This window comes from Pseudoalteromonas sp. NH0006-46 (assembly GCF_057547735.1).
The window spans coordinates 36,497-50,818 of sequence record NZ_BAAJML010000007.1 but is presented as its reverse complement, the minus strand read 5'-3'; the positions used below and the strand labels follow the sequence as shown (position 1 = coordinate 50,818).

Sequence of the window (14,322 nt, the reverse complement as noted above, 5' to 3'; positions counted from 1 at the left end):
ATGTGTGGTGGTATATGTTTGTAGGTTTTGATTACGGTAGTTCTAATTGTGCTATGGGTGTAATGAACGATAATAATGTTCAGTTAGTGCCTTTAGAGCATGGCAAACATTACTTACCTTCTACACTTTATACGTATCATAGTGCTTTGGTAGTTGATTTTGTGGCTAAGCATTTAAAAGCCACCGCACACGAGCAAGATTTTAATTCTCAGCGCCAAACCCTCTTAAATTCATTGCCTCGGATTAAATCAGACCTTGATTTACAACCTTCAGATGAGACCTTATTTATTGGCCGAGAAGCAATTAGTGAATACGTTCAATTCCCTGAAGAAGGGTACTTTGTTAAGTCACCCAAATCGTTTTTTGGCGCAACCGGTTTAAAGCAAGGGCAGATCAACTTTTTTGAAGACATTGCAACGGCAATGATTTTAAAAATAAAACAACGTGCAGAGCAATCTTTAGAAAAAGAACTTACTCAAACTGTTATTGGCCGCCCTGTAAATTTTCAGGCGGTGGGTGGTGAGCAGTCTAACCAGCAAGCTATTGGTATTTTAGAGCGAGCAGCAAAACGAGCTGGTTTTAAAGACGTTGATTTTTTATATGAGCCGCTTGCAGCCGGTATCGACTATGAAAGTGATTTAACACACGATCAGAAAGTGTTGGTTATAGATATTGGTGGAGGCACCAGTGACTGTTCATTTGTGCAAATGGGCCCCAGTTTTAGAGGAAATAGTCAGCGTGATAACGACTTTTTAGCTCACAGTGGTAAGCGTGTTGGTGGAAACGATTTAGATATTGCATTGAGCTTTCATGGTTTAATGCCTTTATTGGGGCTGGGTAGTACATTTAAATCAGGATTGCCCTTGCCAAACCAGCCGTTTTGGCAAGCCTGTAAAATTAACGATGTTAATTTACAAAGCCAATTTTACAGTGAAAGTCAGGCGCGAGAGCTTAATGCACAATTACGCGATGTAAGTGCACCAGCGCTTTATAAGCGCTTAATTCATTTACAGCAAAATAAGCAAGGGCATCAACTTGTTCAGCAAGGTGAAGCCGCAAAAATAGCACTATCGTCAACAAATGATTTTAACTGTGACTTGCGCTTTTTAGATACCGAACTTAGTAAAAGTTTATCAGTTCATGACTTATCGTTAGCTGTAGAAAGTAGTATTAGCCAAATAGTCACGTTGGCAAAACAAGCAATAAGTGACGCGCAAACAACTCCAGACGTTATTTATTTAACGGGGGGCAGTGCGCAATCTCCACTAATTAAAGCAGCACTTAGCGAGCACTTAGGTAATATTAATATGGTTAATGGTGACCACTTTGGTAGCGTAACTGCTGGCCTGACTAAATGGGCCAGCATGCTTTATAAGTAGCTTATAAGGCTTTATAGACTTATTTGTCGGGTTGCGAGGTATTTTTCGTAATCTGGCAAAGTGCGCTCAAGCTCGGTGTCCATTAAAGGAGAGCTTAGTAGCATATCAGCACTTACCTCATTACACGCCACGGGAATATTCCAAACAGCGGCTAAACGCAGTAATGCTTTTACATCAGGATCATGAGGCTGTGAGGCTAAAGGGTCCCAAAAAAATATTAAAACATGAATTTCATGTTCCGCTATTTTTGCGCCTAATTGCTGGTCGCCACCCATTGGGCCACTTAAAAGCTGAACAACATCAAGCCCTGTACTTTTTTGAATTAAATGCCCCGTTGTACCTGTGCCATATAAGGTGTGTTTACTCAGTGTGCTTTTATGTTTGTCACACCACAGCTTTAGCGCGGCTTTTTTGCCATCATGAGCAACAAGGGCAATATTTTTTTTTGCAGGAAGCGATTGTGTTTTTTGTTCCATATTAATTCTTTTTATTTGTGCCTAAATGCTCATAGTTACACCAACTGTTAGCAAAATTAGGAAAGTTATAATAGTAGATTAATAGCTAGGGCAATAAATATTATTCCCGTTACTCTATCAATCCAAAGTTGACTATTTGGATGCTGCCTAAAAAACTGAGCGATTTTGTCGCCAAAATAAATATACGTGCAGTCTATTGGAAAAGCAAAAATAGGGTATAGCAGGCCAAAAAATGCGAGTTGAAAAGTGGCTGATGATAAGTTGGGGTCTACAAACTGTGGAATAAAAGCAATAAAAAATAAAGCGACTTTGGGGTTAAGCACTTCGGTCATCATGGCTTGAAACATCACATTAGACTTTTTAGCTGTGCTTATGTGTGGCTTATCTTCACTTTGGGGTTGTGTGGCAGCTGTCGTGCTTTTTATCATCATAAAGCCCAAATAACACAAATAAGCGGCACCAGCATATTGAACAGCACTATAGGCCGTAGGGGATGCTTTTAAAATAGCACTTAAACCTATTACGGCAAAAAAGGTATGCACAACACCACCTAATGCAAAACCAAATGCACTTTGCATACCTGCGGTGCGGCCATTTGCAAATGTTTGTGCCATTAAAAATGCATTCGAAGGGCCAGGAGCAACTGCCATTAAAAAACTAGCAATTGAAAATGAGAAAAGAAAATCGGGGTTAATCATCATTAGAACTGGTTACTAAAGGATGGGTGAGTTTACCAAGCAACTAAGTAAATAAAAAGCGGGCTTTTGCCCGCTTTTGTAGGTTACGTTTTTATTAAAAAGTAACGGTTGAGTTGTTAGAGCACGCGGATGTGCTTTGTGCTTCACATACTTGGTAAGTGTATGTGCCGCCACCTTTGGTCGATATTCTATCAGTGAAGCTATTAGTATTAGCTGTACTTGTTACTTTGCTACCGTTACGGTAAACATCCACTTGGCTTGTTGTTGCACCAGCCCAATTAAGGTCAACATACTTAGTGCCCTTTGATTTATAACCTGATGCAGAAAGCGTTATGTCACTCACAGGTTCTGGGTCAGTACCACCGCCACCATTATCGCCACCCGCACAGCCATTGGCTGTTAGATAGGCATCGGCGTCGGCTGCTTTTACAATGCCGTACCCAAAGTAATCATCGCGACCTGTTGCGCCTTGATCTTGTGCAGTTGCTTTTAGAGCGTCACGAATCTCCGTACCTGTACATTCACTATGGTTTGACCATACAAGTGCAGCAATACCCGATACCGCTGGCGTTGCCATTGATGTACCACTCATGAACCCATAGTCAGATGCGCCAATATCTATGGTTACAGTTGTACTACCAAGCAGTGCAGTGCGATCTTCAAATGCGGCACCCACAGCCGGGATTGTTGTATTGTTAGTATCGCCAAGTGTTGCGTAAAGCATACCCGCTTCGTTGTTAATGATAACAGCGCCTATTCCACCTGAATTTTCACAATTGGCCACTTTGTCATAAAAAGAAACTACACCACGGTCGATTAAACACACTTTCCCAGCAGCACCATTGTCAATATTTTCCGCAGTTCCCATAAAGTACGCAGATGCTGATGCTTGACCAGTATTTTCCATTGCAGATGATGCGTATGGTGTGCCGTCAGCAGACATATTTGCAGCGGATGCCATGCCAGCAGGGTAGGTTGAAAGCGTATCTACACCACCCGCAGTCACTTCAACACATACTGTTTCGTCAGTTGTAACACGTCTGCCCTTACCTGATGAGCAACTCGGAAATTGTGAAAAGTCAGCAATTTGATTATCTGCATCATTTGCGCCCACCATCATAACTGATGGGTAGCCAGCTGGGTATGAACGAACGTTGTTGCCATCGTTACCGGCTGCAGCAACTACGAGGCCTCCAGAATTAGTAAAGTTAGCAAAAGCATTCGATTCAGTGCTGTTTGAGCCACCGCCGCCTAAGCTCATGCTGATAATATTTGCACCTGCCTGAGAACATAAATTAGCAGCTTGTGCTAGGTCTGATGAATAACCCCAGCCAGATTCGTTAAATACTTTTATTATGTGCATAGCAACACCCGGTGCCATACCTACAACACCTGAGTTGTTATCAGCTGCACCTATGGTACCCGCAACATGAGTCCCATGTGGCCCACCATTATCGAACCAGTTACCTGTGCCGCTGTCGTTATCACCTGTGATGTTTGCCCAAATAAAATCAGGGTTTGAGCTGTCCAAGCCAGAATCAATAACACATACTTTCATACCCGCATTAGCGTCAAATGTTACCTGGTCAGCTTGAGATTGATAAACAGCATACGGTGTAATTTGTTGTTGCATTGCGTTGCCAGCGTCATCATTAAATAATGATAAAGGAACACGTTTTTGGTCTTCTTCAATAAGGTTTATGTGAGGGTTATTCAGTAAACCTTTTAAGCTTGTTAAATCGTGGCCGGTAAATTCAGCGGCAATAAACCCGTTACCGTCAACTTTTATATCACCACCGAGCTTTTTAGTAAGCGCTTTTACGACACCTTTTTTGTTGTTATCGACTTGAATTATGAAACGATCGTTTTGTGCACTTGCATTACCTGCAGCACATAAACCAGATAAAATTAATGCTAAGGCAAGTTTATTTTTTTTCATTTTTACATCCTAGAATTATATTGTTAACCCTTTGTTAACTTAAATTAACGATAGAGGAGTTGTACCTAGATTGCAATGGTAGATTGTTAATAAAAATGAAATAATATTGATTGGGTTATTAGGGTCTGTTGATCTTTGCGGATTAAAGTTTTTTAAACTAGGGAATATTTAATCGCGGCATGAGGTTTGTAACCTGGTGGGCAGTCGATAACCGTTCCTGCGTTATTCAACTGGCTTACATCCTTGTAAGAATAAGCTTTACTGAGTAAAGCTTCCGCATCCTACTCACGCCCCTTACCTACATCCATGTAGGCAACAAAGAGTAGATAGCCTCTAGGAAGACCCCCTTGGGCAACGCTTGTTTGGCATTAATGCTGCGTTATCGCCAATTTATGGGTAATAACCACACTACATAGGCTGCTGAAAATTTGACTTTGAAAGGTCAACAGATCCCAGTTAACAGTGGGTAAATATAAGTAACTTACCCACTAATGATTAATTTTTGTTAAGTAGGTTATGAAAACTGTGCTTTGCGAAACAACAAATAGCTAAAAGGCACCAATAATAAAAAGTGGACGCCAATTAATATCGGGGTCGATAATTGTAAAAATTGAGTAATGAACACCAGCAAACTTGCTCCACTCATTTGCATTGCACCAAGCAGCGCTGAAGCTGTTCCTGCTTGCTTAGGAAAGAGGCTTAATGCTCTTCCTGCTGCAGAGCCAAGGGTAAGTGCAAAGCCAAATGCAGCAACAAACATGGGGATCATTAACGCGAGTGCCGATTTATATTGGCTAAACACGAGCATCAATAAACCAGAGCTAACCAATAGGAGTAACCCTATTTTCAAAGCACGTTTGGGGTGGCGCTTTATGTATAGCGGCATAACAAAGCTGGCAATAATGCTTAAAACAGCATTAAGTGAAAACCAAAATGTAAAGTTAGCCACGCTGCCGCCAAGTTCAGTAATGATCCACCCTGGCGCTAAAGTGACAAATACTAAAATAACCGACATTGTGACCATACAAAGTAAGCTATTAAATAAAAATAGTGGCGTAGAAATAATGGGTATAAAGCGTCTTAAGTCGAGAATATGCCCCTGATACACGCTATCGGCTGGTCGTGTTTCTCTAAAAAAGAACAGCGTTACAATAAAGCCTACTAATGCAAACCCAGTTAAAAATAAGAAGTTCATTTCCCAGCCAAACTTAACCGTTAACCAAGCACCTAAAATGGGCGCCAACGCAGGAATAAAGCACACAATGCCATTTAAGTAGGTAATAATTTGGCCGCTGCGCTCGCTACCAAATTTATCTCTTACAATCGCAAAAGCAACAACAAATGTGGCGCATGCGCCTAACCCTTGTAATGCACGCGCAGAAAGTAATACTTCAAACGAAGGGGCGTAGTAAGCAAGTAGCGCAGAGCCTGCATATAAGCTAATACCCACTAATGCGACAGGCTTTCGGCCAAATCTATCAGCTAAAGGCCCTGCTATTAATTGACCTAATCCAACAGTTAACATAAAAATGGCAACGGTTTGCTGCACTTGTTGCTCAGTTACCAAAAATTGCTCTGCTATGGTAGGGAAGGCGGGCAGATAAATATCAATAGCCATAGGGCAAAAAATAACGAGCAACGCTAAGATAAGTAATAAAGTTAGATTAGGTTTTGCGGGCTGTGTATGCATTGAGTCTCCTTTTTCGCGTATTTTAGGGGGGCACTCATAAAAAAGAAAGGGCTTTTGGCCTATGCATACGTCGTCATTCGTATTTTTTATTAAACATGTGGTAAAAGCAGCGATTAAAACGGCTTTTTTAAACTGGTCTGATGTGTTAGCGTTAATAAAGTAACTGTAACTGGAAAACTATAATGGCAAATCAATCACCACTTGTAAAAACGTGGCATAAATTTAAAAACTTACCCCTTGGTAATTGGCTTTTTACTAAGGCGGTTTGTTTTAAAGCCCCTTACTTTGGCTCTATGAAACCTTACGTATTAGACCTGCGAGAAGGGCACTGCAGTGCTGTTGTTAAAAACCGCCGAAGTGTTCATAACCACATTGGAACCATTCATGCAATTGCGCAGTGTAACCTAGCTGAGTTGTGTGCAGGTGTGATGGTTGATGCGACTGTACCGGTAAAAACCCACCGTTGGATCCCAAAGGGGATGACCGTACAATATTTGGCAAAGGTTGATACAGACGTTACGGCCATTGCTGAGATTGATTTACCACGCCAGTGGATAGATAAAGAAGACTTGGTTGTACCCGTGAAGCTTTATAATACCCGCAACGAACTCGTGTTCACTGCAGATATTACAATGTATATTACTGAGAAAAAATAGCCTACCGCTAGTGTAGCGCTAGCTTTTATCGGTGGCTTGTTTATTTACAAACGACAAGCCGCTGTCATCTTCTTCAATCAGTGTTTTTACTTCTGTTTCAATTGGTTCAGCAGTTAATTCTACTGTTTCTTTTTCAGTGCGTTGCTTTAAGTTGCCTTCAATTACAGCGCCCGCATCAATACTCAATGAGTCATGAAACACATCGCCATGTACATGGGCACCACTTTGTATTTTTACTTCGCTTGCATTGATAGAGCCAATAACCGTGCCTTTAACAACAATACCCACGGCCTCAACAATTCCCTCAACAACACCGGAGGAGCCAATGACTAATTGTTCGGCTTTTATGTCACCATCTATTCGTCCATCAAGTTGAACTTCGCCTTGGCTTATTAAAGTGCCAGTAAGGCGCACATCTTCAGAAATTATAGAGGGGGTGTGATTAACCTTTCTTAGGTTAGTACTTGCTGATTTTTTTTTACCGAACACGAGAGAGCGCCTTTGTTATTTTTAGAGGATTGACTTGTTCGCCATTAACCAATACTTCGTAGTGTAAATGAGTGCTGGTACTTCTTCCAGTGCTCCCCATTAAACCAATCACATCGTGCTTAGCAATATGCTGGCCTTTTTTTACTTTTATTTTATTTAAGTGGCCAAAGCGAGTAACTAAGCCATTTTTGTGTTCGAGTTCAATAAAGTTACCGTATCCGCCATTACGCCCTGCACGAAGAACCACAGCGTCTGCAGGAGCAAAAATTTCGGTTTTGTGCCAACCTGCTAAGTCTACGCCTTTGTGAAATGCACGACGATTATTCATTGGGTCTTTACGTAAACCAAAGCTACTTGAAATGTAATATTTAGCGGCGGGTAAAGGTAGGGTATTAGGTAATTCAGTTAATAAATTTTCTAGATTGTTTAACGCAACTAATTTGTCGACTATAGCCAAAAAATGACTGGGTATATTTGTTTCGTCAAACACATCAAATGGCCCACCTTGAGCAATGTGCAAAGCGTTAATTGCTAAGTGGCTTTCTAAAGCTGTATCAAGCCCTGCGCCTTTGAGCATGGCTAAAATGGCATTGTGTCGCTCGTTTATTTTTGTGTCTAGGTAGTTAAAGCTTTGTTCGTATTGGTCATTTAAACGCGCCAACCGCGCCTCAAAACTAATAGGTTGACCTAAATTAACTTGCTTAGCATTTGGATCTTCATCAACTAAAGGTTCATGGAATTCGTTTTTATTTTCATTAATAGGGGACTCAAGCTCTTCACCTAACTGAATAACGTCTTGACTAATTGAAGCAGGTAAAGATTCGATCATGCTTTGAAGTAGCGCTTGTTTTTGCTCAAGCGTTACAAGCTGCTTAAGTTGCTGTTCGTGAAGACGTTGCTGCTCGGTAACTTTTTGTTCCCAAAGTGCTTGTTTGTTTAGCTGGTTTTTTTCTATGTCAGAGATGTGATTAGTTTGCGTATAAACACGAAAGCTCGAAATGCTCACCCACGCAATTGTTGCTAAAATAAGCATTATTGCGAAAAGTTGTAACCAAGACGCTAAAACAACATGCTTAACCTCGCCATTTTGACGAATAAGAAGTTGGCGAGCTGGAAAAAGTTTTTTGTAAGACTTTATAAATACTGACATGGCATATAAACACTGGCTACTAACCGGAATAATGTATCAATCTGAGCTTAAAAAGCCAGAAAAAAATTGTAACTGTTCAAAAATTAATAAAAAAGGGCTGCTTTTAAAAGCAACCCTCTTCATTTGGTTATGCTTGATTGGGATTATTTTGCGGCCAAAACCGTACTCTCAACTGAGCCAAAACCAATACGTGCAAAGCCTTCTTTTTCACACCAGCCACGCATAATAACGTTATCGCCATCTTCTAAAAAGCTGCGTTGCTCGCCATTGCTTAGCGTTATTTTTTCTTTACCGCCACGAGATAGCTCCAGTAAAGAGCCCGCTTCTTCATGTGTAGGCCCCGATTGCGTACCCGAACCCAACATGTCACCCGGCATAAAGTTACACCCGTTAACCGTATGGTGAGTGACCATTTGAGCTACAGTCCAGTACGAATGCTTAAAGCTAGAGGTAGATACGCGGGTAGGAGAGTGTCCTTCGCTACGCATTTTTTCGGTTTGAATTTTTACATCCATTTGAATGTCAAATGCACCTTGCTCGCGATTAGCTGCAGACTCTAGGTATTCCATTGGTTGTGGGTCATTTTCATCACGCGTCCAACTTGTTCTGTACGGTGCGAGTGCTTCTGTTGTAACAATCCAAGGCGACACTGTTGATGCAAAGTTTTTCGCTAAAAATGGACCTAATGGTTGATATTCCCAAGCTTGTAAGTCACGGGCCGACCAGTCGTTAAACACACAAAAACCAAATACATGATTTTCTGCATTTTCGATTGCAATTGCATCGCCAAGCGCATTTCCTTTACCTAAGTAAATGCCAAGCTCTAGCTCGTAATCAAGGCGTTTACATGGGCCGAATGATGGTACTTCAGCATCAGGTGCTTTAGTTTGTCCTTTAGGGCGGTGAAATGTTTGCCCAGACACATCAATAGATGAAGAACGGCCATGGTAACCAATTGGTACCCATTTATAGTTTGGTAATAGTGGGTTATCAGGGCGAAATAAACTACCGACTGCTGTTGCATGATAAATAGAAGTGTAAAAGTCGGTGTAGTCACCAATACGACATGGCAATGCAAATTCAATATCAGCTTGTGCTATTAATGTGTTTGCAATGTCTTTTTGACAATCAGCGCCTTCGCGTAGTGATTTAGAAAGAGCCATACGAAGTGCTGACCAAAATTGCTGACCCAAACCCATAAATGCATTTAGTGTTGACTCGCTAGCTGCATCGAGTGCTGTTTTAGCATCGCCTGTAAATACATTAAGCTCACTTAGTTTTGCAAGATCGATAACCTGATCACCTATCGCTACACCGCCACGAAATTCTTCGTTAGTACCTTTGCGACGAAACTCGGCAAATGGCAAGTTTTGAATAGGAAAGTCGCAATTGGCAACATTTGCTGACTCTACCCAGCTTGTTAAATTGATATCATGGGTTTCGTTAATTAGGCTCATTACATTTCCTTTGGTTTAACTGTATGGCAACAATGGAGTATTTATTTAAGCATACTTGCACTTTAAGCCATACATTTTAAATATTAAAACGACAAAAAGCAGCGAAGGTCGCTGCTTTTAATTTATTCAAAAAAGGTTATAAAACGCCGCGGCGCTCTTGATCGCGTTCAATTGATTCAAATAACGCTTGGAAATTACCTTCACCAAAACCGCCATCATCAACACGTTGAATCATTTCAATAAAAATTGGGCCAAATAAGTTTTTAGAGAAAATTTGTAGTAGGTAACAATTTTCGCTTTGGCTATCTACCAGTATTTGGTGTTCGCGAATTTTGTCTTTGTCTTCTTTAACCCACGGTACACGGTCAAAAATGGTGTCGTAGTACTCAGGGATAATATCAAGCGTAGCAATCGTTGATTTATCTAGTTTGTCTAGTGAGCTAACTAAATCGTCAGTTAAAAATGCTAAATGCTGAACGCCTGGGCCATTGTATTCACCTAAGTATTCGTCAATTTGGTTGTTGTCGTTACCTTTACCTTCGTTGATTGGAATTGAGAAGGTGCCACATGGAGATTTAAGCGCATATGAAATTAGCGCCGTTTTTTGACCTTTAATGTCAAAGTAACGTACTTCTGTAAAACCAAACACATCTTTATAAAAGTTTGCCCATGTTTCCATAGTGCCTTTATAAACATTATTAGTGAGGTGATCGATACGCTTAAAGCCTTTGTCTTCAACAATGGTTTGCGTTGCTAAATCTTCAAAGTCACTTTCGTAAATGGTGCCTTTATCGCCAAATTGGTCAATAAAGTAAATTAGGCTATCGCCAATACCGTAAATTGCAGGGTAAGGAAGATTTTTGTGTGTAGAATCGGTTGCAGGTTTTGCACCGCGCTCTACTGCAGTTTCAAATGCTTTTTGGGCATCTTCAACACGCCAACCCATTGAACAAATTGCTGGGCCATGGCTTTTAGCAAATTCAGCTGAGAAGCCTTCACGCTCGTTGTTCAGTAAAAAGTGAATGTCATTTTGATTGTAATAAACAATGTCTTTACCTTTAAACTTTTTAAGCTTTGAAAAGCCAAAGTCAGTAAATACTTTGTCCATGTAATCTGCATCAGGCGTGGCGTATTCAGTAAATTCAATACCGACTAAACCTAAATAGTTAGTTACTTCACTCATTTTAATTACTCCCACAATGTAAGCACTGTGATTATTTGTTGTTGTGTTAATGGCAAGATAATTAACTAGAATTAGGTTTAGGGGAAGCGTTGCGCTGTATTTAGTATTTAGGCTGTGTGTAAATTTTATAGGACGTTTAAGGTGAACTTGCTTTTAGTGCATACAGAGGAGAACATTTACGCTGTAAAAATAAGCGGTTAACGTTACTGGTTTTTAGTTAAGTTAATGATTTAAATTAATAAAAAAGAGAGTTTAAGTGGTTAAACTCTCTTTTTTGAAGTGGTATAAAATAGCGGTAAGTGTAATTAATTGTTTACGTTTTTGGTGTGTTCACCAAAAAACTTGCTACGCTGTTGTAACCATAAATTAGGCTTTATTGCAGGGGCAGCTTGGTAATGGCGTTCAATAGTTTGATTAAGTACGCGTGTTGCTTGCTCGTAAGTCAGTTTTTGCTGCGCATTACCTAAGCTTTTTATTTCGTCGCGGCTCATCGCACGTCCGGCATAAAGCATGGCATTTAAGTAGCCTGGTTCTGTTTCGAAATTGTCATCGTTAAATAACAGTACGGCGTTTTTGAGCGCCCAACGATTGTTTATTTCTCCATCTTCCTTTACACCTACAAGTTCGCCATCTATGTATACTTCAAATACGCCATTGGTAGGTGCCGTATAAAATACTAAAGCGACACGGTGCCAAGAGTCTGGTTGTGTATTACCAAAATAGCCACTGTCGCTGGTTGATTTACCATAACCACCACTTGGGTCTATAAATATGTCGGCGTCGTCGGTTAAGTAGTTAACGGTATCCGCTTGAACAACCGCACGGTAAATATCTTGGCCTTCTGCGGGCCAGTATAAATCCATTACAAGTGTATAGTCTGAAACCATGCCATCAGCGGCATAATCGCCGTTAGCGGGGGTGCTTAAGTTAATATGTAGGCCTTCGGTTGGTGCATGCCTAGAAAATGCCATTACACCTGACGGCCCGTCACTCAAATCGCTAATGCCGAGTTCGGTAGTGGTTTTATATTGAGTTTCTTCTGGGCCCCAGTCTTTTTCTTCAGGATCAAAGTAGCTGAGCACTGAAGGTCCAAAGTCTGCTGTGAGTGGGCTTGCTGTATTATCAAAATTCCATACCGTTATGTTTTCTTCGTTTGTACATGAAAACAGTTGATTGTTAGTATCGAGGTATAAGCACTGGCTTGTTCTAAATCGGGCGTACTGATCTAGTAACCACCATGCTTCAGCAATGGGTTCTACGTTTGAAAATGTTACGCCATTAAAAAACAACTCAGGATTAAGCGCTGCACCTTTAAATAAGGCAACATCATAATTGCTGGTGGCTTGAACGTTATCGGGTGTGAGTGAAAACCAGTCTGGTTGGCTTGCATACATAGATGTTAAATCTGTGCCCGTAACTGTCACTTGATATATGGCGTTAAAGCCAGGTGTATTCGAAGGTTGCCTTTCTACATAAAATGCTTCGTGGAAATCTTCTTGGGTAAGCGTGCCGGGTGTCCACCGTTTTTGAACCAGTTCAGGGTTTAACAGTGCAGCTGTGATTGAGCTTGCGTGCTGCGCGGCTAATGCTGTTATTTCAGCTAACTCAATTGCACTTGGGTAGTTTTCTGAAATAGCTATTTCGGTTTGCGCATCGGGTGCGTAACGCCCCATAATTTCGTCAATGGCTTGCTTTGTCGGGTCATCAAGTTCTGTAATTGTTTTGGTGGCAATTGTTTGATAGTTCACAACAGGGGATGTTTTATCAGCTAAATTAAACTCCAGCGTTAAATCGGTTATCCCTTTTGCATAAAAGTCAGGTTGAATAACAATGGCGCCATTTTCTAGTGTATCAAAGCTTTCGCCGCCATGAGTATGGCCCCCCAATACTAAATCAATGCCTTCAACGTCAGTTGCCATATCGGTATCTAGGCCTACGCCTAAATGGCTTAGCATTACCATGTAATCAATATCATCACGGTATTGGCTTACAATGCTTTGTGCGACTTGTTGCCATTCCCAGCTCATTTTAAATTGTTTGATAAAATCAGGAATTGGATCGTCTTGAAGTGGCTCATCTAATTCATTCCATGGCACCGACGTCATGCCAAATACACCTAGAGTAATACAGCCAACTTGCACTTTTGCAAAGCTTACAGCGGCAAAGTCTTGAAGTTGCTCCCCTTCATAGCGAGTGTTACTTGCAAGCACAATCGCTTTATCATCTTGCGAATAACTCAGCAGTTTTTCAGGGCCCCATGCATAGTCGTGGTTTCCCACAACGCGGATGTCAAACTGCATCGCTTTAATGGCTTCTTCGGTTGCTGTACCTTGTGAAAGTTGCTCTGCTACCGTGCCTTTTTCATAATCGTCACCACCGTTGGTAAATAGGGTATGTGGTGTTTGGTTGGCAACTTGATTGTAATAGGCTTTAATACGGCTAAAGTATTGTTCCTCATACCCAAAACGGGCATGTAAGTCTGCTACATGAACAAACCGTACCGATTGTGCTGTTGCGCTCGCCTCACATGTTGGGCCAATATCGGCGAATGCTTCTTTACGCTGCATTTGAATTGCATAAGTGCCTACTTGATTCACTTGTGCACTGACGTAATCATCGCTTACGGTTGAGTTAGTAATCGTTTCCCAACTATTAAGGCCTAACTGTCTGGCTATAAATAATTGCCCACCTAGTACGTAGTCTTCAGGTATTTTTATTCTAATAGTAATAGAATCTGAAAATGTAATGTCAGGAACGGGTATAAGAGTATGTAAATCAGAGATAATGTTTAGCTGTGCGTTAGCGTCATCCAACGTCGTTTTTTCGTAAGTGATTTCGCTATTCGATGAAGCTGTATTAGCAGGGATAATTAATTCAACCCCCCCGTTATCTAGCGTTGAGTTTAAGCCGTTAGCAGCAGTTAAAGAAAGTAGGGTAGGCTCGGGCTCAACAGGATCATTTGGATTAACTGTTACTGCATCACTCGCACCTCCACATGCACTTAATACAAAGAGCAAAAATGGTATTGCAGCTATTTTTAATAACTTATCCAATAACATATACAGCAGTCCTCGGGTATCTAATTTAACAATTTATTAATACATAATATCAGTTAAAAGTATGGGAGCATAGCTGTATAAAAATGCCCCCATAAACAATTATGGGGGCATTTTTTATTTGTTACTACATTTAGAATATGTAGTAA

Annotated in this window: 11 protein-coding genes; 2 read left to right on the top strand and 9 right to left on the bottom strand. The window is 40.8% G+C overall.

Features of this window, described 5'->3' with window-relative positions:
* Positions 1 to 14: 14 nt before the first annotated feature.
* Positions 15 to 1,379 carry a molecular chaperone gene (yegD, locus tag AC27I2_RS13755; RefSeq protein WP_487204592.1) on the top strand — a complete coding sequence of 455 codons (1,365 nt, stop codon included), beginning with the start codon at positions 15 to 17 and terminating at the stop codon, positions 1,377 to 1,379.
* 11 nt (positions 1,380 to 1,390) lie between these two features.
* Here the strand turns inward: yegD and AC27I2_RS13750 are convergent, their stop codons facing one another.
* From AC27I2_RS13750 to AC27I2_RS13735, 4 genes are all read right to left on the bottom strand, one after another.
* A complete protein-coding gene (locus tag AC27I2_RS13750) occupies positions 1,391 to 1,855 on the bottom strand; it encodes a methylglyoxal synthase (protein ID WP_058552241.1) in 465 nt (154 codons plus the stop codon).
* A 65-nt stretch (positions 1,856 to 1,920) separates the two neighbouring features.
* A complete protein-coding gene (locus AC27I2_RS13745; protein ID WP_487204686.1) occupies positions 1,921 to 2,553 on the bottom strand; it encodes a LysE family translocator in 633 nt (210 codons plus the stop codon).
* Between the two features lie 94 nt (positions 2,554 to 2,647).
* On the bottom strand, positions 2,648 to 4,492 hold the full coding sequence (locus tag AC27I2_RS13740; protein ID WP_487204591.1) for a S8 family serine peptidase: 1,845 nt from the start codon (positions 4,490 to 4,492) through the stop codon (positions 2,648 to 2,650).
* A gap of 514 nt (positions 4,493 to 5,006) precedes the next feature.
* Positions 5,007 to 6,182 (bottom strand): multidrug effflux MFS transporter, encoded by a 1,176-nt coding sequence (locus AC27I2_RS13735; protein ID WP_487204590.1) that lies wholly within the window; start codon positions 6,180 to 6,182, stop codon positions 5,007 to 5,009.
* Between the two features lie 182 nt (positions 6,183 to 6,364).
* Between AC27I2_RS13735 and AC27I2_RS13730 the strand changes: the two genes are divergently transcribed.
* Positions 6,365 to 6,838: a hotdog fold domain-containing protein gene (locus AC27I2_RS13730; RefSeq protein ID WP_058405057.1), complete on the top strand. Its 474-nt coding sequence runs from the start codon at positions 6,365 to 6,367 to the stop codon at positions 6,836 to 6,838.
* Positions 6,839 to 6,856: 18 nt separating this feature from the next.
* Here AC27I2_RS13730 and AC27I2_RS13725 read toward each other — a convergent pair whose 3' ends face one another.
* The 5 genes from AC27I2_RS13725 to AC27I2_RS13705 all read right to left on the bottom strand — a co-directional run bounded on the left by AC27I2_RS13725 (position 6,857) and on the right by AC27I2_RS13705 (position 14,176).
* Positions 6,857 to 7,327: a bactofilin family protein gene (locus AC27I2_RS13725; RefSeq protein WP_058552244.1), complete on the bottom strand. Its 471-nt coding sequence runs from the start codon at positions 7,325 to 7,327 to the stop codon at positions 6,857 to 6,859.
* Positions 7,317 to 8,477, bottom strand: a complete 1,161-nt coding sequence (locus tag AC27I2_RS13720) for a M23 family metallopeptidase (RefSeq protein WP_138527460.1) — start codon at positions 8,475 to 8,477, stop codon at positions 7,317 to 7,319. The genes AC27I2_RS13725 and AC27I2_RS13720 overlap by 11 nt, the downstream gene beginning before the upstream one ends.
* Before the next feature lie 143 nt (positions 8,478 to 8,620).
* Positions 8,621 to 9,934: a fumarylacetoacetase gene (gene fahA / locus AC27I2_RS13715; protein WP_138527458.1), complete on the bottom strand. Its 1,314-nt coding sequence runs from the start codon at positions 9,932 to 9,934 to the stop codon at positions 8,621 to 8,623.
* Positions 9,935 to 10,070: 136 nt separating this feature from the next.
* A complete protein-coding gene (gene hppD / locus AC27I2_RS13710; RefSeq protein WP_138527457.1) occupies positions 10,071 to 11,117 on the bottom strand; it encodes a 4-hydroxyphenylpyruvate dioxygenase in 1,047 nt (348 codons plus the stop codon).
* Positions 11,118 to 11,422: 305 nt separating this feature from the next.
* Entirely contained in the window at positions 11,423 to 14,176 is a 2,754-nt protein-coding gene (locus AC27I2_RS13705) for a metallophosphoesterase (protein ID WP_487204589.1), read from the bottom strand.
* Positions 14,177 to 14,322: the final 146 nt, after the last annotated feature.